General features: G+C 42.2%; 16 protein-coding genes. 8 read left to right on the top strand and 8 right to left on the bottom strand.

Annotation, left to right across the window (positions count from 1 at the left end; all coding sequences use genetic code 11):
* The first annotated feature begins 20 nt into the window (after nucleotides 1-20).
* The 3 genes from AM279_RS04610 (at nucleotide 21) to AM279_RS20600 (ending at nucleotide 3,425) form a co-directional block, all read left to right on the top strand.
* On the top strand, nucleotides 21-1,979 hold the full coding sequence (locus AM279_RS04610) for an LTA synthase family protein (protein ID WP_054406542.1): 1,959 nt from the start codon (nucleotides 21-23) through the stop codon (nucleotides 1,977-1,979).
* 101 nt (nucleotides 1,980-2,080) lie between these two features.
* Entirely contained in the window at nucleotides 2,081-2,860 is a 780-nt protein-coding gene (locus AM279_RS04605) for a phosphatase PAP2 family protein (protein ID WP_082344179.1), read from the top strand.
* Nucleotides 2,861-3,278: 418 nt separating this feature from the next.
* Nucleotides 3,279-3,425: a hypothetical protein gene (locus tag AM279_RS20600; protein ID WP_160316428.1), complete on the top strand. Its 147-nt coding sequence runs from the start codon at nucleotides 3,279-3,281 to the stop codon at nucleotides 3,423-3,425.
* A 425-nt stretch (nucleotides 3,426-3,850) separates the two neighbouring features.
* Here the strand turns inward: AM279_RS20600 and AM279_RS04595 are convergent, their stop codons facing one another.
* On the bottom strand, nucleotides 3,851-4,042 hold the full coding sequence (locus AM279_RS04595; protein ID WP_054406533.1) for a hypothetical protein: 192 nt from the start codon (nucleotides 4,040-4,042) through the stop codon (nucleotides 3,851-3,853).
* A gap of 106 nt (nucleotides 4,043-4,148) precedes the next feature.
* Between AM279_RS04595 and AM279_RS04590 the strand changes: the two genes are divergently transcribed.
* From AM279_RS04590 to AM279_RS04580, 3 genes are all read left to right on the top strand, one after another.
* Nucleotides 4,149-4,523 (top strand): helix-turn-helix domain-containing protein, encoded by a 375-nt coding sequence (locus tag AM279_RS04590; protein ID WP_054406530.1) that lies wholly within the window; start codon nucleotides 4,149-4,151, stop codon nucleotides 4,521-4,523.
* Between the two features lie 84 nt (nucleotides 4,524-4,607).
* On the top strand, nucleotides 4,608-4,868 hold the full coding sequence (locus tag AM279_RS04585; RefSeq protein WP_054406527.1) for a hypothetical protein: 261 nt from the start codon (nucleotides 4,608-4,610) through the stop codon (nucleotides 4,866-4,868).
* A gap of 11 nt (nucleotides 4,869-4,879) precedes the next feature.
* Complete coding sequence (locus tag AM279_RS04580) at nucleotides 4,880-5,374, top strand: hypothetical protein (protein ID WP_054406525.1); 495 nt, start codon at nucleotides 4,880-4,882, stop codon at nucleotides 5,372-5,374.
* Between the two features lie 322 nt (nucleotides 5,375-5,696).
* On the opposite strand, the gene AM279_RS04570 is transcribed toward AM279_RS04580, so the two are convergent.
* The 7 genes from AM279_RS04570 to tsaD form a co-directional block, all read right to left on the bottom strand.
* Complete coding sequence (locus tag AM279_RS04570) at nucleotides 5,697-6,527, bottom strand: endonuclease/exonuclease/phosphatase family protein (RefSeq protein WP_054410128.1); 831 nt, start codon at nucleotides 6,525-6,527, stop codon at nucleotides 5,697-5,699.
* A gap of 4 nt (nucleotides 6,528-6,531) precedes the next feature.
* Nucleotides 6,532-6,846, bottom strand: a complete 315-nt coding sequence (locus AM279_RS04565) for a hypothetical protein (RefSeq protein WP_054406520.1) — start codon at nucleotides 6,844-6,846, stop codon at nucleotides 6,532-6,534.
* A 215-nt stretch (nucleotides 6,847-7,061) separates the two neighbouring features.
* The gene (locus AM279_RS04560) at nucleotides 7,062-7,343 is read right to left on the bottom strand and encodes a hypothetical protein (protein WP_054406517.1); all 282 of its coding nucleotides are present in this window, start codon (nucleotides 7,341-7,343) and stop codon (nucleotides 7,062-7,064) included.
* Between the two features lie 6 nt (nucleotides 7,344-7,349).
* Nucleotides 7,350-8,657 (bottom strand): DEAD/DEAH box helicase, encoded by a 1,308-nt coding sequence (locus AM279_RS04555; RefSeq protein WP_054406514.1) that lies wholly within the window; start codon nucleotides 8,655-8,657, stop codon nucleotides 7,350-7,352.
* Nucleotides 8,658-8,848: 191 nt separating this feature from the next.
* Nucleotides 8,849-9,322 (bottom strand): hypothetical protein, encoded by a 474-nt coding sequence (locus tag AM279_RS04550; RefSeq protein WP_054406511.1) that lies wholly within the window; start codon nucleotides 9,320-9,322, stop codon nucleotides 8,849-8,851.
* Nucleotides 9,323-9,604: 282 nt separating this feature from the next.
* The gene (locus AM279_RS04545; RefSeq protein WP_054406508.1) at nucleotides 9,605-10,309 is read right to left on the bottom strand and encodes a 16S rRNA (uracil(1498)-N(3))-methyltransferase; all 705 of its coding nucleotides are present in this window, start codon (nucleotides 10,307-10,309) and stop codon (nucleotides 9,605-9,607) included.
* Nucleotides 10,309-11,343 (bottom strand): tRNA (adenosine(37)-N6)-threonylcarbamoyltransferase complex transferase subunit TsaD, encoded by a 1,035-nt coding sequence (tsaD, locus tag AM279_RS04540; RefSeq protein WP_143090446.1) that lies wholly within the window; start codon nucleotides 11,341-11,343, stop codon nucleotides 10,309-10,311. Before tsaD ends, AM279_RS04545 begins: the two co-directional genes overlap by 1 nt.
* 87 nt (nucleotides 11,344-11,430) lie before the next feature.
* On the opposite strand from tsaD, the gene AM279_RS04535 reads away from it, so the two are divergent.
* The gene (locus AM279_RS04535; RefSeq protein WP_054406506.1) at nucleotides 11,431-15,954 is read left to right on the top strand and encodes a translocation/assembly module TamB domain-containing protein; all 4,524 of its coding nucleotides are present in this window, start codon (nucleotides 11,431-11,433) and stop codon (nucleotides 15,952-15,954) included.
* A gap of 208 nt (nucleotides 15,955-16,162) precedes the next feature.
* Nucleotides 16,163-17,149, top strand: coding sequence for a 6-phosphofructokinase (gene pfkA / locus AM279_RS04530; protein ID WP_054406501.1), 987 nt, complete (start codon nucleotides 16,163-16,165; stop codon nucleotides 17,147-17,149).
* The last annotated feature ends 12 nt before the right edge of the window (nucleotides 17,150-17,161 follow it).

The raw sequence follows: 17,161 nt of genomic DNA, 5'->3' as shown, positions 1-17,161 counted from the left end.
CATCATAAACTTAGTATGCAATGTTTCAGAAATTAAATAAATCGGGCAGGTTTTCGGTTTTAGTACACTTTATTTGTTGGTTCCTTATTGTTTGTCAGTTGTTGAGGGTTTGTTTCTTCATCTGGCAATATGATGAGGTTTCGTGGAATATACTGCATGTACTGCAAACATTACTTACCGGCCTGTTTTTCGATTTAGGCACTGTAGCCTTTGTATGTATACCGGCAGTTATTTACTACACACTAATGCCCAATCGTTTTGTGGGTTCGTGGATAGATAAGGGGCTGGTATGGTTCTTTACCGCTCTTACTATAACTATCATAGTATTTACCTTTTTTGCCGAAATTACATTTTGGGATGAGTTTAAAACCCGTTTTAACTTTATAGCGGTAGATTATCTCATTTATACCCATGAGGTAATGGCAAATATTAACCAGTCTTATCCATTACCACTACTCATAGGCGGAGTGTTATGCATAAGCGGGGGCATATTGTTCCTGTTTTACAAAACGGGTGCGTTTGCTACTTCATTTAGTGTAAAAGTATCTATAAAACAACGCCTGTATGTTTTAGGCAGCACAGTTACTGTGGTGTTTATCTTCGTGTTTTTCATTAACAACAGCATGGCAGAGTGGAGCACAAACCGCTATAATTCTGAAATATCTAAATCAGGTATTTACTCTTTTTTTGCGGCTTTCCGTAACAATCAGATGAAATATACTGAGTTTTATACTACGATAAATAACGACAAAGCATTTGCATTGGTACGCAAAAAACTGGGCGGGCCTAATGCTTTTTATACCAAAGAAAATTATTCCATCCACCGCAAGATTACCGATAGTCTTCCGTCTGAGCAAAAGAAGAATGTAGTGTTCATCTTGGTAGAAAGCCTTAGCGGTAGCTTTATGAAAGAATTTGGCAATACCGAAAACATTACCCCGTTTCTGGACAGCCTGGCACAAAAGAGTGTATTCTTTGATAACCTGTATGCTACGGGTACGCGCACCGTTCGCGGTATGGAAGCTGTAACACTTTGTATACCACCCACACCTGGGCAGAGCATTGTAAAACGGCCGGATAATGCAAACCTTTATACCGTAAACAGTGTATTTAAAGCCAAAGGATATGACAGTAACTTCTTTTATGGAGGCGACGGTTATTTTGATAACATGAACGCTTATTTTGGCGGAAACGGCTTTAATATCTACGACCGTGGTCACGGCAGTGTGCTGAGCGATGAAATTCAGGCAGTGCGCAACCACATTGAAGACAATGAGGTAACCTTTGAAAATGCGTGGGGCATTTGCGACGAAGATATTTTTAACAAAATGCTGCGTGTGGCTGACAAGCAATATGCTGCCGGGCAACCTTTTTTCAATTTTGTAATGACCACCTCTAACCACAGGCCATATACTTATCCGTCAGGAAAAATAGACATTCCGTCGGGCACGGGGCGTTCGGGTGCGGTTAAATATACTGATTTTGCACTGCGTGAATTTTTTGCCGATGCCAAAACAAAGCCCTGGTTTAAAAATACGGTTTTTGTTATTGTAGCCGACCATTGTGCCAGCAGCGCCGGTAAAGACGAAATTGATGTGGCCAACTATCATATACCAGCCTTTATTATAAACCTGGCCGAAGCACAAAACCAAAAGATAAACAAACTGTGTTCACAAATAGATTTATTCCCTACGCTTTTTGGCTTGCTGCACTGGAATTATGATTCTGACTTCTTTGGAAAAAATGTACTTAGAAATGAATTTGAAGAACGTTCGCTTATGGGGACCTACCGAAAGCTAACATTAATGAAACAGGATAAAGTAATGATACTGTCAGACCAGCGCAAACAGGCTTTTTATTTGTGGAATAAACAGAACAACAGCCTGAAAGCATTGCCTATGGAACAATCATTTTTAGAAGAAACCATTGCTTGGTACCAAACCGCTGACTATCTGTTTAACCATAAGCTTCTTAAATAATTTCGCGTTCAGGAAAAATTCAAAATCTGTACAGACTTTAGCTAAAAAAACAAGACCATCTTATGAAATAAAATTACGCAAACTTTTTAAATCCCCTTACCATGAGGAAAATCGTAATTTTATTTGCCTGTCTTCTAATTGTGCAACTTTCCAATGCACAGGACGACACTGTAAAAGCCTATACTGTACAGGACAGCTTAAAAGTTGATACCATACAAAAACTCAAGTTTAATTACAAACAGCTTATTATACCTACTATACTTATAGGCTATGGTGTTATAGGTATAGAAAACGACCAGCTGAAAAGTTTTAACACACAGATAAGGGAAGAAGTAAAAGAAGACATTGACCAAAAAACATCTATAGACGATTTTAGCCAGTGGGCACCTGCTGCATCAGTATTTGCACTGGACGCTTTTGGTGTAAGGGCAAAGCACAACCTACGTGACAGGGGTGTTATACTGGCAACATCTTATATTATTATGAGCAGCACTGTTTTTGCATTAAAATCAATATCGCATATAGAACGTCCGGATGGTACATCTAAGAACTCTTTCCCATCCGGGCATACTGCAACCGCCTTTGCCGGAGCCGAATTTTTATGTCAGGAATATAAAGATAAATCGGTTTGGTATGGTATCGCCGGGTATGCCGTTGCTACCGGTACTGGGCTATTCAGGATATACAATAATCGCCACTGGCTTACCGATGTTGCAGCTGGAGCAGGTATTGGTATATTAAGCACTAAAATTGCCTATTGGGTAAACCCGTTTATCAGTAAAACACTTTTCGGAAAGAAAGAAGAAACACACCCTACTTCTTTTATAATGCCATTTTACGATGGCAAAAATGCTGGAATAGGATTTGTGAAAACATTTTAAAATAACAAAGCCATTGGAATCCAATGGCTTTGTTTGTCTTTCTGTGGGCCGTCAGGGATTCGAACTCTTAACTTTCTATTGTTCTAATGTGTACGAGTTAGTGAAATAGTCAAAACAATCTAGACAAACGTTCCAAGTCTTTCTCAAAATAGTTCGACATTTGTTCGGGTAACGCTCCTTGGCGCGACAAGTCTTGGAAATCTGCTCCCCGTTATCGCAACGGAGCTGATATCTCTGGGCGTGATCGTGTCGATTTATTTTATGTACAGGAAAGCCACCCTTCCAAGGCAAAGGCATTGGATTGGACAATTACGGGTTGTGCTTTGTTGTGAACGGGCAGGGTATAGAGGAATGCGCAAGGCTGGGAGGACCTGATATAATTCCTTATTTCACGCATTCAGAAAGCATCAACCAGTGTATGCTGCACAACTACGGCCTGGTTATAGAGAAGCTTAAGGCCGCTTTACCGAATATCCAGGAAAACCATGATTTTGCCAATCAAGCCGTATCGGATTTTTACATTGGCAAAAGCCACTGGAAAATGGATAAGAGGGATATTACCTGAAGGGAATTGATAAAGCCTTTACCGAAAAGCAGTACGTCCGTCCCGACCTTAGGGAGGGATATGAGCTCCTTATTATATAGAAAATCTCTCAAAATAGTGTAAATTTCTACAAAGAAAATTTAAGTGAAGTAGAAGATTAAAAAACCATAAAAATTAGCTAAAACGTAAAAAATATCAAACAGGTAAAATGTGTAAACTACCTTAATTCATAAGTTTACTTAGATATTTTCATATTTAGGCTATATTTTCTCTAATAAGTATCTTGTAAAGTAAAGATAAATTATTTTAATTTAGTACCCTATTTGTACCATTATATTGTAAGTGGTTGATATATAGGCGCTATTAGTTTTGAAGAAGTAAAATAATCTGTTAAGACACAACAACAGGTTTGAAATAATAGACGCCCCGCATTTGTGGGGCGTTTTTTATTTTTCAAGTGGGCTGTTGCTGTACTTTTTATTGTATATAATCTGGTCTATGGTAGAGATGGAAAGATCTCCAAACTCCTTGCTAATTTGCTGTTTTGCTTCATAAGAGGGGATTCGTTTTACTTTAAGTTGTTGGTACCGGCTTATAATTTGCTCGTTTCTGGCTTTTAAAAAATCACTTGCTTTCATAAATTTTTATAATATGCAAAAAAAATCTGTATATTTATAAAGTTAAATTTAAATAAATAATTGCAAAAACAAAAATAAATCAGGTGTTAAAATAATTATAAAATGCATGAGGAATTTTATTGGCTTAAATATTAAATATTTGTGCGAAAATAATTATTTGTCGCAGGATGAGTTTGGGGCTAACTTTGGCCTTAAGAAAAGCGTTGTGGGTACCTATGTTCGCGGCATTTCTACGCCTAAGATAGAGGTGATGCAAAGCATATGTGCAGAGTACAAGCTAACATTAGATGAATTTGTTAATGAAGACCTTTATTTAAAAAATAAAGGTTACAAGTCATCTCCCATATATGCTGTGGCAGAACCCCAAACACGGGATTTTGAAGCAGAAAAACAGGCTTTACTTAAAACTATTGAAGCCCAGAACACTACTATAGAGGCATTAAAAATAGCTTTAGAGACCCTGCGGAAGAAAAATTTATAGCTATTTTAAGAAGCGGATTGTAATTAAATTAATAATTTGGATATGTCCTGTTAACCGGAATGTCTAAACTAATTACAACCCGTTATGCAAAATGATTTTTCTGAAATAATAAAGGCCTTTGAGAAGAATGGGGTAGATGTTGCATCTGCGGCATATTCATTTACGGCATATTCGCTAAACACACCGCTTAGCTTCAGATTTGAAAACCTTGCGGCTTTTTTGCTATTCCTGAATGTTTCTGCCGATAAACAAGGTCAGGTTAAGCAAATGCTTACCGATGCCGGGCTTGAGCCTGATAAATTCTTTTTTGTAAACTTCTTTAAGCCTAAAGTGGCTGAAATTTAATACTATACACTATGGATGTTGGTTACCTCAAAATAAAAATAGATATAAAATCAGAACACGACGACTATAAAAAGCGCTATGAGTTTAAGCGTAAGGAACTTAAGCGCTCTGAAATTAAGCGGGTATTTGATGGCTTTAAAGAGTTTTTTAAGGCTGATGGCAGTTTTAAATTTAAAGAAAACGAACACAGCATAGCTGCTGAGTATAAAGATCATGATATCAAGCTGGATATGGATATCTATAAAAATGTTGATAGCGAGGATTTTAACCTTAATGGGACCATTAAAACCTTTGAGAAAAACGTATATGAGTTTGTTGTAGAGGGTGTTTGTAACAAAGATCTTTCACTAATGCCGCCTGATGCTGATACCCAGGAGCGTATGATTTATGACACCAATTTTTATAAGGATTTTATAGAGGGTGATATAGAATATACCTTTCAGTACCGTATTGCAGGGAGCAAAAAGGCATACATTAGTATGGGGGAGATGCTACTGGCAATGTAAAGTATTTCAGGGTTTAATTATACTTTATTCCTTTTTTTAGCGTTATATATGTTGACACGCACCTAACCCCTTGATATGAAGCTTTTTTCCCTGATACTTTCAGTGCTCACCTTTATAGTTTCCCTGTATTTTTTTGTACTCAAGATACCTTATGTAGATACTTTTGACGAGATTATCTACGTAAGCCTCCTTATAACCCTTATGGCTATATGCGTAACCGGTCTTATTATCAATTGGAGCCTGATTAAAAAGCAGCGAAATAATAGAGTTATCTTATTTGTATCCAGTACTTTATATTCAAAAAAGAAAAAGTAGCCCATGGCTACTTTAATTCTGTTTCTACATATACCGGAGGATGGTCGCTGGGATACCGGCAGTCTTTAGAATCGCTTAATACTGCATATTTTTCAACTGATATTCCTGATTTTGATGTAAATGCATAATCAATGCGTTTGGTTACCGGTTTATTGAACTCAAATGCATTAAATGTACCATCAGGCCCAAACGTTTGATTAGCAACGGCTTTGCTATCGTTCAGGTGGCTGGCAATAAGCTTTATGCTTTCTGAATCCTCTTCAAGATTAAAGTCACCTGTTAAGATAAATGGCAGGTTTTTAGTGTTTAACTCATTGATTTTCTTAAGTATAAGTTTGGCGCTTTCTACACGTGCCACATTACCTAAGTGGTCAAAATGGGTGTTAAATACCCATACCTGCTTCTTGGTCTTAAGGTCTTCAAAAAGGCCGTAGGTACATACCCTGTTACAGGCGGCATCCCAACCAAGCCCCGGTTTATCAGGGGTTTGCGAGAGCCAGAAGGTAGACTGCTGTATCGGCTTATACTTTTTCTCGTTATAAAATATGGCAGAAAACTCGCCCTGGTTGTTGCCGTCATCGCGGCCTACACCAATGTATTTATAGATAGTTAGCACACTATCAAGGTATTGCACCTGGTGGGGTAGCCCTTCCTGTATGCCCATAAAGTCAGGTTCATAGAACTGTACCTGTCCTGACAGCATGGCCTTACGGTTATCCCAGCGGTTAATGCCATCACTCTCAACATCAAGGCGAATGTTATAGCTCATAACCTTTACGGTTTGCCCAAAACTACTCGCAACAGCTAATAAAGATATAGCCAATGATTTGATCTTCATTGTTTTACTTGTCATTTCTATGCTTCAGTAGCTTCTTTATTATAGCACCCGACTCGGCATCGGTAAGGGCATCATTGCCTGTAACCAGTATGCCTTTATGCCCGCTGGCCGACTCAATGCCATATACTGTGGCCTCATCGTCAGGGTTTGTGGCGCCTTCGTAAAAGTAGATGTGTGCAATTTCAAACTCCTCATCACTCCAGCGGCCTGAGTTGCTGGCTAAGTAGTTGTCTTCCAGGTTAAAATCTTCGTTAAAGCCTTTCTCCCGAAGCTCCTGAATGGCCTTTAATACGGTAGCATAATGGTAAACGGTACTCATAATTGTAGCGATTATTGGTTATACTATCAAATGTAAGCAAAATTTGCCATCAGGCGGCGTTAAAAAGTTGTTACCAGATGGGCATAAACCCAACGAAGTAAAACCTTACATTTTAAGATGATTTTAACGCTAATTTTTCACTTTCGGAGTTTGATATTCGTTAACTAATGCCGGAAAGTTAGAGTATAAAAAAATGCCGCTTTTTTAAGCGGCATTTAATCAGTATATTTTTGCGTTATTAAACTGTCTTTATCAAAAACCAATAAATATTTTACCGGCCCTAACGAATTATAATAGGTAACCCAAAATTTACCGTCTTTTGATGTTTGGCTAATTTTATCGGGTTCGCCCAAAAGTGCCTCAACTTTCGAATAGTGATCCTGTTTTTGAACCTTATCAAATTTACTGCCACGAATACTTTGTTCAGCAGAACACGATACCACATAAGCAAATGGCAGTAAGATTATCACAATTACTATTTTAAGCCCTTTTTTCATTTACAGTTAGTACCAGCGCCTTTTGTTCTTCTTCGAGGCTTCACTCTTGCGTGAATTGTTGCCTCCGCCGCCATTACCATTACCTGCCGGTTTCGATTTTCCGTTGCGGGCATTAGCACCGGCTGCCTTGTTCTTGTTGCGCAGGTCGGGCTTCTGGCCTTCCGGCTTGGGTTCGTCATTATAAGGGTAGGGATGCCCGTCAATAACCTTTATCTGCATCCTGATCAGCTTTTCGATATCCTTCAGGTACGGCAGCTCATCCTTGCCGCAAAACGATATGGCAAGTCCGCTGTTGCCCGCCCGGCCCGTACGGCCTATGCGGTGCACGTAGGTTTCAGGAATGTTAGGCAAGTCAAAGTTTATAACATACGGCAGGCTTTCAATATCAATGCCACGTGCCGCAATGTCAGTCGCCACCAAAACGGGAATTTCCTTAGCCTTAAACTGGTCCAATACGCGCTGGCGGGCGTTTTGCGACTTATCGCCGTGTATGGCGCCGGCCTCAACGCCGTTTTTCTTCAGGGCTTTTACCACGTTGTCGGCTCCGTGCTTGGTGCGGGTAAACACCAGTACATTGCTCAGGTTCTCGTTGCGGATAAGGTGGTACAGCAGCTTGCGTTTGTCGCCCTTGTCAACAAGGTACAATTGCTGCTTTACCTTCTCGGCAGTAGATGATATCGGCGCAACCGAAACATACTCCGGTTTCCTCAGGAACGTATCGGCCAGCTCGCGGATGGGCAGCGGCATGGTAGCGCTAAACAGCAGCGTTTGCCTGTTCTCGGGCGTAAGCTTTACAATTTTCTTTACATCGTTAATAAAGCCCATATCCAGCATCTGGTCGGCTTCGTCAAGCACAAGGGTGTGCAGGTGGTCCAGGTTAATGAAACCCTGTTTGTGCAGGTCTAACAAACGGCCGGGAGTGGCGATAAGTATGTCAACGCCCTTTTTAAGCTGGTCTACCTGGCTGGTTTGGTTTACGCCACCAAAAATGGTCAGCTGGCGGATGTTGGTATACTTGCCGTAGGTATCAAAGCTTTCGCCAATTTGCAGGGCAAGCTCACGCGTAGGGGTAATAACCAGTGCGCGGATGTACTTTACTTTCTTTATAGAACCCACAATGCGATGCTGGGCGTTAAGGATAGGGATGGCAAAGGCAGCCGTTTTACCCGTGCCCGTCTGTGCGCAGCCCACAAGGTCTTTGCCCTCTAAAATAATGGGTATAGCCTGCTGTTGTATGGGGGTAGGCGCCTCATAACCTTCTTCGGTAAGGGCCTGTTGTATATTCTTTAATAAATTAAGGTCTTCAAACTTCATGTAATCAATGTGCTGAAAGTCAGCATTAGTATTTATAATGCGGCAAAGATAGCGTTTTTAATGAGATGGAGGGAGAATGGAACGCGGATGACGCGGATTGGGCGGATTTCCACGGATTTTTCCTGTAGAGACACGCTGCGCCTGTCTTACGTAATAATGGGGGGGGGTAAGATACTCCTGTCAGTACAGTTTCAAAACTTCACAAACTCTTTGCATTGTGGCTCTTGCATGATGTACGACTGGTTTTCAATTTCAAAAACATACTCATCTTTTGCTTTGCAATATGCTTCCTTAAAAAGCGGTTTGTCAAGATTGAAAATTCTTAAGATTAAGAATTCAGTTTTAGAGATATAACCCTTTAATGTGTTAATTCGATAATGATATTTTTTATACTCTTCATCTGCCTTGCCAATATAGTCAAAAGCAAGATATACTTTATCTTCAAACCAATTCAAATCAATTTCAAGTGCAGTACCCGCGGTATATTTTTGTTCCAAAAGAATTTTGTTATTTTCAGACACAAAACTAAGCCTAACACCGGAAGTTACGAGTTCATTATCTATAATCAGGATGATGTTAACCTGTGCTTGATTTTCCTGTGCAATTATCTTGGCTACAAATGCAATGAACAGTATTGCTATAAAGTTGAATTTGAGGAGATTCATAATTTGAGCTTTAAATTGAATATATAAATTTAAGATATATTATTTATAGCAAAGGTTGGGAGTGGTATGTTTATTTTCAAAATGTCATCAGTCTATTTTAAACCACCTCGGCCCTCCGAAGGAGGGGAATCCTCACTCATGCCCTTAAAAGATTACTTCGTCGTGCCTCCTCGTAATGACAGGACGTGAAGAATGCAACCTGAAAAAATCCGTGTAAATCCGCCCAATCCGTGTCATCCGCGTTCCATTTTTTCTGAAAGCTAATCGCTGAAAGCTGACAGCTTACTCGTTCACAAACGCCACACTATGCGCTGCCACAACCGCTGCCGTTTCAGTGCGTAGCCTTGTGTTGCCTAATGAAACCGGTACATAACCTAATCCCAGCGCCTGTGCAATCTCTTTGGTGCTGAAATCACCCTCAGGGCCAATCAAAATAGTTATGGCCTCAGCGGGCTTTATTTCGGTTTTTAGGAGCTTCTTGTCCGTTTCCTCGCAGTGGGCTATAAAGGTTAACCCGTCGCGCTGTGCTTTCACAAAAGAGCTGAAAGGAACAGGCTCGTGCAGCACAGGCATGTAGTATTGCAGGCTTTGCTTCATGGCGCTTTGCAGGATTTTCTCAAATCGGTCGGCTTTAAACACCGTGCGTTCGCTGTGTTCGCAAATCAGGGGGGTAATTTCGGTAATACCTATTTCCACCGCTTTTTCCAAAAACCACTCATAGCGGTCGTTCATCTTTGTCGGGGCTACAGCCAAATGCAGGCGATAGGGCATGGGCTCATGAAGTTCAGGGCCTGTAATCTTCACCTCGCACTTCTTCTCGTTTGCAAATACAACTTGAGAAGTAATCAGGTAGCCTTTTCCGTTGGTAATGTGAATAATATCGCCCTCTTTCTTGCGCAATACTTTAACTATGTGGCGGCTCTCTTCCTTATCAAAAATAAAAGAAGCATCGTTGGGCTGTATGTCGGGGTTATAAAAAAGCTGCATTACAGTTCAATACGGGCTTTACTGGTTACAGAGCTGTCGTTAAACTGCCCCTCAAGAAATTTATGGTAACCCACAATGCCTATCATGGCGGCATTATCGGTGGTATATTCAAATTTAGGTATGTACGTTTTCCAGCCGTATTTCTTCTCGGCTTCCTTCAGCGTGTTGCGTATGCCGCTGTTGGCGCTCACACCGCCGCCTATGGCTACCTGGGTAATACCGGTTTCCTTTACGGCCATCTTCAGCTTGTCCATCAATATGTTAATAATGGTATACTGAATACTGGCGCAAATATCGTTCATGTTGTTTTGTATGAAATCCGGGTCGGTTGCCAGCTGCCTCTGCACAAAGTACAAAATCTGCGTTTTAAGCCCGCTAAAGCTAAAGTTAAGCCCCGGTACCTGCGGCTTGGTAAAGGCATAGGCTTTTGGGTTACCCAGTTGCGCATATTTGTCTACCAGCGGCCCGCCGGGGTAGGGAAGCCCCAGTATCTTGGCGCTTTTGTCAAACGCTTCGCCCACGGCATCATCGGTGGTTTCGCCTATTACTTCCATACTAAAATAACTGTCTACGCGCACAATTTGCGTATGCCCGCCGCTTATGGTCATAGCCAGGAACGGGAATGTGGGCTTATCAAAACCATCTTCATCTATAAAATGGGCCAGTATATGCGCCTGCATGTGGTTTACCGCAATAAGGGGCACCCCAAGCGCCATTGCCGCCGATTTTGCAAACGAGCTGCCCACCAAAAGGCTGCCCATTAAACCGGGGCCTTGTGTGAATGCTACCGCACTAAGTTGTTGCTTTTCCACACCTGCTTTTTGTAGCGCCACATCTACCACGGGCACTATATTTTGCTGGTGGGCACGGCTGGCAAGCTCGGGCACCACGCCGCCATATTGCTCGTGCACGCTTTGCCTTGCCACTACATTGCTCAGCACCTGGCTGTTATGTAGTATGGCTGCGGCAGTATCATCGCACGAGCTCTCTATTGCTAATATATAAACGGGGGTATCTCCCACAATTTCAGGCATGGATTTTGAGTTTATAAAAAAGGGTTAAACCCCGATTAATACAAGGCAAAAATTCCTACTTTTGCCACTAAACGCGCCACATACATTTTGGAAGACAAAGTTAAGACAAATAGCGGTTTCAAAAAATTTAAAAAAATACTGCTCCGCACCCTGTTGTGCCTGGTAGTATTTATAATACTGCTGGCTATTACCCTGTCGCTTCCGTTTGTGCAAACCCGCATTGCGCGCTATGCCACTAAAGAGCTTAACGCCAAGTTTGATACCCACATAAGCATAGATAAAGTAGCCATTACCATCTTTGGCAGCGTAAAGCTAAAGGGCGTGCTGGTAATGGACCACCATAACGATACCCTTGTTTCTGCCGAGAGGCTGCAAACCAACATACTTAGCTTTAAGAACATTGCCAACAGCAACCTGCAGTTTGGCACCATTAGTGCAGAAAAGCTTAACTTCCACATGAAGACCTACAAGGGAGAGAAAAGCTCTAACCTTGACCTTGTTATCCAGAAGTTTGACGACGGCAAGCCCGGCACCGGAAAGTTTCGCCTTAAGGCAGGTAAATTGTTTGTTAGCAACGGCCGCTACCGCCTTACGAATGAAAATGCCGTTACGCCCCGTGTGCTTGATTTTAAAAAGCTTAACGGCCAGCTACAGGACTTTTACATTAAAGGCAGCGATATTACGGCGGGCATAAAACGGCTGTCTCTGTTAGATCACCGTGGGCTTTTTATAGAAGACCTTACCGCTAATTTTACACTAACAAAAACCACCATAAAGCTTGAAACGCTAAAGCTAAAAACATCAGAATCTGAGTTGGAAGGTGCTGTGGCGCTTAACTTTAAGGTGGGCGATATGAAGGATTTTGTTAACAAAGTACAGTTCGATTTCCCGGTTACAAAGGCTTCCATATCCAGCAACGAGCTTAATATGTTTTACCCTGAGTTTGGCAAAGACCAGAAATATTTCCTGTCTTCCCATCTCAAAGGCCCCATGAATAACTTTATCCTGCACGACCTTAACCTGGTAGATGACAGCGGTAGCGAAATTATGGGTACGGTAAACTTCCGCCAGTTGTTTAACAAAGAGGGCGGCGGTTTTTATATGAACGGCGATTTCGACAGGATATCGTCAGAATATGCCAACCTGCGTGCCATTATGCCGCGCATACTGGGCAAGAGCCTTCCGCAGGTGCTGGAAAAATTTGGCCGTGTAGACCTTGTAGGCCACGTTACCCTTACTAAAAAAGACCTCGACACGCAGCTTTATGTCATGTCAGAGCTTGGCGAGGCCGATGCTGTGCTGGCCGTTAAAAACTATACTAAACCTACAGAGGCTGTTTATACCGGTACTATAGACCTGCAGGAGTTTAACCTGGGTGCCCTTGCCGATATGAAAACCCTGGGTACCGCCACCATGCATATAGATGTAGACGGGCGCGGGTTTACGCAGCAGTCGCTTAACACTATTGTAGAGGGCAAGGTAACCAGCCTGGCGTTTAACGGGTATTACTACAAAAACATAGAGATAGACGGCCGTCTTAAATGGCCGTATTTCAAAGGACGCTTTAACAGTAACGACCCTAACCTGCTCATGACGTTTGACGGCCTTGTAGACATGAGCCAGCGCACCAAGCAGTATGACTTCCACGCGCAGATAGACTATGCCGACCTTGCTCTGTTGAAAATCATGAAGCAGGATACCCTGAGCATTTTTAAAGGCGACCTTATTTTTGAGGCCAGCGGCACTAACCTTAACGATATGGCGGGCAGCCTGCAAATATCGCAGCTGTCGTATCAAAACAGCCGTGACAGTTATTATTATGAAGACTTTTCGCTGGTATCGTCTTTTGATGAAAACAATGTGCGTACGCTTACCCTTTCGTCTAACGATATTGTAGAGGGTCGCGTGCATGGCGTGTTTGATGTTAACCAGCTTCCTAAAATAATGGAGAACGCTGCAGGCAGCCTGTATGCTAACTATTCGCCGCACAAGCTTAAAAAGGGGCAGTACCTCGACTTTGATTTTACCGTATACAACAAGCTTATAGAAATTTTCCTGCCCGATGTTAAGCTTGGGCCAAACACCCGCCTGAGGGGCATAGTAAATGCCGATAAGGGCGAGTTCAGGATGAATTTTAATTCGCCTACCATTGATTATGGCGCAAACCGGATTAGTAATATTAAGGTGGATGTAAACAACCGCAACCCGCTTTACAACGCTTATATAAGCATAGACAGCGTGCGCATGAAAAACTACAAGGTTTCTGATTTCAGCATCCTTAATGTTACGCAAAACGACACCATGTACCTGCGCAGCGAGTTCAAGGGTGGCAATACCCAGAAAGACTTTTACAACCTCGACCTTTACCATACCATAGACCCGAAGGGTAATTCGGTAGTGGGCTTTAAAAAATCTGAGGTTAACTTTAAAGAATACCTGTGGTATATAAACGAAGATAATGCCACAGACAATAAAATCGTCTTTAATAAAAAGCTTACCGATTTTAATATAGAAGACCTTACCCTGAGCCATAACGACCAGCATGTAGACCTAAGCGGTATTATTAAAGGTAAGGATGTTAAAGACCTTAACCTGTCTTTTAAAGATGTAGACCTGCACAAGGTAACGCCATCGCTGGACAGTATAAACTTTGGCGGCAGGCTAAACGGCAACGTAAGCTTTAAGCAAAATAAGGAAGTGTATGAGCCCTCGGCATCATTAACTATAGATACACTAAGGCTTAATAAGTACACCCTGGGCGATATGCGCCTGCTTGTGGCGGGAGATAAATCATTACGCAGGTTTAATGTAAACAGCAGTATAGAGCATGACGGGCGTGAAACTTTTTCTACACATGGTTCAATAGAAATAGCTAACAAGCAAACCCAGCTGTCGCTCGATGCGCAGTTTTCAGAATTTGATATAAGTCCGCTTACTACCTTCCTTAAAACTATTTTCCCTGAAATAAGGGGTAGGGCTACCGGGCGTGCAGCTATTGTGGGCACGGCATCGCACCCGGAAATTGATGGCATATTATACATCCGCGGGGGTGGGCTTAAAGTGGGCTACCTGAATACCGATTATAATTTTGACGAAAATGCCACGGTAAACATTACCGAGAAAGAAATAATCTTTGGCCACATAGGCCTTACCGATACCAAGTACAAAACCACCGGGCGCCTTACCGGTACGCTTAAGCACGACCTGTTTAAAAAGTGGGAACTTGGCCTCAACATATCGTCAGACAGGATGCTGGTACTCGATACCCAGGATAGCGAAGAGGCACTGTATTTTGGTACGGCATTTATAAAGGGAAATGCATCGCTGCACGGCCCTACAACCAGCCTGGTTATAGATGTGCAGGCAACATCTGAAAAAGGTACCGATATTAAAATACCTATTAACAGTACCGGCGCCGTGAGCAATACCAGCGCCCCATACATACACTTTTTAAGCCCCGAGGAGAAAGAACGCATACTAAAGGGTATAGTAAGCCCAACCAAAACATACAGCGGCCTGGAGCTTAATTTTGACCTTATTGTAAACCCCGATGCTAACCTGGAGGTTATTATAGACCGCAATACCGGCCATATGCTGCGCGCCAGGGGTAACGGTAACCTGCTTATGGAAATTAATACCCTGGGCAAGTTTAATATGTGGGGAGATTATTCTATAACACAGGGCGAGTATTTCTTTAGGTATGGCGGGTTTATAGATAAAAAACTTACAGCACTACCCGGCGGAAGCATATTGTGGGAGGGCGACCCTAAGCGTGCGCGCCTTAATATAGAGGCCGTTTATAAAACAATGGCAAACCCATCTATACTTCTCGAAACGCCTACCTTTAACCGTAATATAAATACAGAGGTGGTTATTAACCTTACCGGTAACCTTATGCTGCCTGACCTCGATTTTAATATTAATTTCCCCGGCGTAAGCTCTGTGCTTAAATCAGACCTTGATTACAGGCTTAACGATGTAGATATGCGTAAGTCTCAGGCACTGGCGCTGCTTTCGTCAGGAGGGTTTATAAGCCCTACAAATGCAAACTCGGCAGTATACGGCAGTTTGTTTGAGAGGGCGGGCAGCCTGCTTAGCGACCTTTTTGCCGATGGTAACAGCAACCTTAATGTAAACCTTACCTACCAGCAGGGCGGGCGCAACCCTTATGCTGAAATGAGTAGCCAGGTGGGGTTAACGCTGTCGTCTCAAATTAACGATCGTATAACCATAAACGGCGTGCTGGGTGTGCCGGTAGGCGGGGTAAATGAAAGTGCCATTGTGGGCAACGTAGAGGTGCAGCTGCGCATAAACGAAGACGGCAGCCTTAAGGCACGCGTGTTTAACCGCGAGAACGATATTAACTTCCTTGGCGAAGGCATTGGCTATACGCAGGGGGTAGGGCTTAGTTATGAGGTAGACTTTGACACCATGCGCGAGCTTATCAATAAGATATTTAAAAAGGTTAAAATAGACAACGACCCCAATAAGAGCAATCCGTATGATACGCCTGACAGCGAGCTGATGCCGGACTACATGCAGTTTGACGAAACACGCAAAAAGAAGCAGGAACAAACCCCTCCGCAACAGCGCATACCCGAAACTGATTAATTTCTACATTATTAATCTAATAATTTTATTATCTCAAAAAAAAGCGGCTATTTTTTATTGATAGAAAAGGTTTTGGATATTTTTTAACAACCTTTTAGGTAAAACTTATTAACGAAAACGTTTGAAAAGTTGCTAATTTTCTAATAATGTGGTATTGATATTCCATTTATCGTATAAAATTCATACTTTTACGAACAAATAATAAAAAATGTCACTTGAAATTAAAAAAATCGCGGTGCTCACTTCCGGTGGCGACTCGCCCGGAATGAATGCCGCTATCAGGGCAGTTGTCCGCACATGCGCTTTCCATAATATTGAATGCATAGGAGTTTACAGGGGCTATCAGGGAATGATAGAGGGTGATTTTAGAGAAATGGGCCCGCGCGATGTAAACAACATTATAAACAAGGGTGGTACTATACTTAAATCTGCCCGTTCTAAAGAATTCATGACACCCGAAGGCCGTAAAAAAGCCTACAACAACCTTAAGGCACAGGGTATTGACGCCTTTGTTGTAATAGGGGGTAACGGTAGCTTTACCGGCGGGCTTATATTTAATGAAGAATATGGTTTCCCTGTAATAGGCATTCCGGGTACAATTGATAACGATATTTATGGCACCAGCTTTACCCTGGGCTATGATACTGCACTTAATACCGTTGTTGAGGCGATTGACAAAATACGTGATACTGCCAGCTCGCACAACAGGTTATTTTTTGTAGAGGTTATGGGCCGCGATGCCGGCCACATTGCACTTAATGCAGGTATTGCAGGCGGTGCCGAAGAAATTCTTATTCCTGAAGAAGATATGGGCCTTGACAGGCTTGTGGAATCTCTTAAAAAGAGTAAGGCAAGCGGCAAACTGTCAAGCATTGTGGTTATTGCCGAAGGCGATAAAATAGGCAAAAACGTGTTTGAGCTCAAAGATTATGTAGACGAAAATATGCCTGAGTATGATGTACGTGTATCTATACTTGGCCATATGCAGCGCGGCGGCACCCCTACGTGTTTTGACCGTGTACTGGCAAGCCGACTGGGTGTTAAGGCAGTAGAAACACTGCTTGAAGGCCAGAGCAACTACATGGTGGGTGTGCTTAAAGACGAAATTGTACTTACCCCGCTTGACCTTGCAGTAAAAGGAAAATCTCAGATAGATAAAGAGCTTATCAGGGTTTCTGATATAGTGTCTATCTAGTTTCAGATAAAT

The sequence above is a fragment of the Flavobacterium akiainvivens genome (assembly GCF_001278115.1).
Taxonomy (GTDB): Bacteria; Bacteroidota; Bacteroidia; order Flavobacteriales; family Flavobacteriaceae; genus Flavobacterium; species Flavobacterium akiainvivens.
This window is presented reverse-complemented; position numbering and strand designations above follow the sequence as displayed.

Coding starts and splice junctions, on each gene's coding strand:
- AM279_RS04610 (WP_054406542.1), top strand. CDS start 21: ATGTTTCAGAAATTAAATAAATCGGGCAGGTTTTCGGTTTTAGTACAC.
- AM279_RS04605 (WP_082344179.1), top strand. CDS start 2,081: ATGAGGAAAATCGTAATTTTATTTGCCTGTCTTCTAATTGTGCAACTT.
- AM279_RS20600 (WP_160316428.1), top strand. CDS start 3,279: ATGCTGCACAACTACGGCCTGGTTATAGAGAAGCTTAAGGCCGCTTTA.
- AM279_RS04595 (WP_054406533.1), bottom strand. CDS start 4,042: ATGAAAGCAAGTGATTTTTTAAAAGCCAGAAACGAGCAAATTATAAGC.
- AM279_RS04590 (WP_054406530.1), top strand. CDS start 4,149: ATGAGGAATTTTATTGGCTTAAATATTAAATATTTGTGCGAAAATAAT.
- AM279_RS04585 (WP_054406527.1), top strand. CDS start 4,608: ATGCAAAATGATTTTTCTGAAATAATAAAGGCCTTTGAGAAGAATGGG.
- AM279_RS04580 (WP_054406525.1), top strand. CDS start 4,880: ATGGATGTTGGTTACCTCAAAATAAAAATAGATATAAAATCAGAACAC.
- AM279_RS04570 (WP_054410128.1), bottom strand. CDS start 6,527: ATGAAGATCAAATCATTGGCTATATCTTTATTAGCTGTTGCGAGTAGT.
- AM279_RS04565 (WP_054406520.1), bottom strand. CDS start 6,846: ATGAGTACCGTTTACCATTATGCTACCGTATTAAAGGCCATTCAGGAG.
- AM279_RS04560 (WP_054406517.1), bottom strand. CDS start 7,343: ATGAAAAAAGGGCTTAAAATAGTAATTGTGATAATCTTACTGCCATTT.
- AM279_RS04555 (WP_054406514.1), bottom strand. CDS start 8,657: ATGAAGTTTGAAGACCTTAATTTATTAAAGAATATACAACAGGCCCTT.
- AM279_RS04550 (WP_054406511.1), bottom strand. CDS start 9,322: ATGAATCTCCTCAAATTCAACTTTATAGCAATACTGTTCATTGCATTT.
- AM279_RS04545 (WP_054406508.1), bottom strand. CDS start 10,309: ATGCAGCTTTTTTATAACCCCGACATACAGCCCAACGATGCTTCTTTT.
- tsaD (WP_143090446.1), bottom strand. CDS start 11,343: ATGCCTGAAATTGTGGGAGATACCCCCGTTTATATATTAGCAATAGAG.
- pfkA (WP_054406501.1), top strand. CDS start 16,163: ATGTCACTTGAAATTAAAAAAATCGCGGTGCTCACTTCCGGTGGCGAC.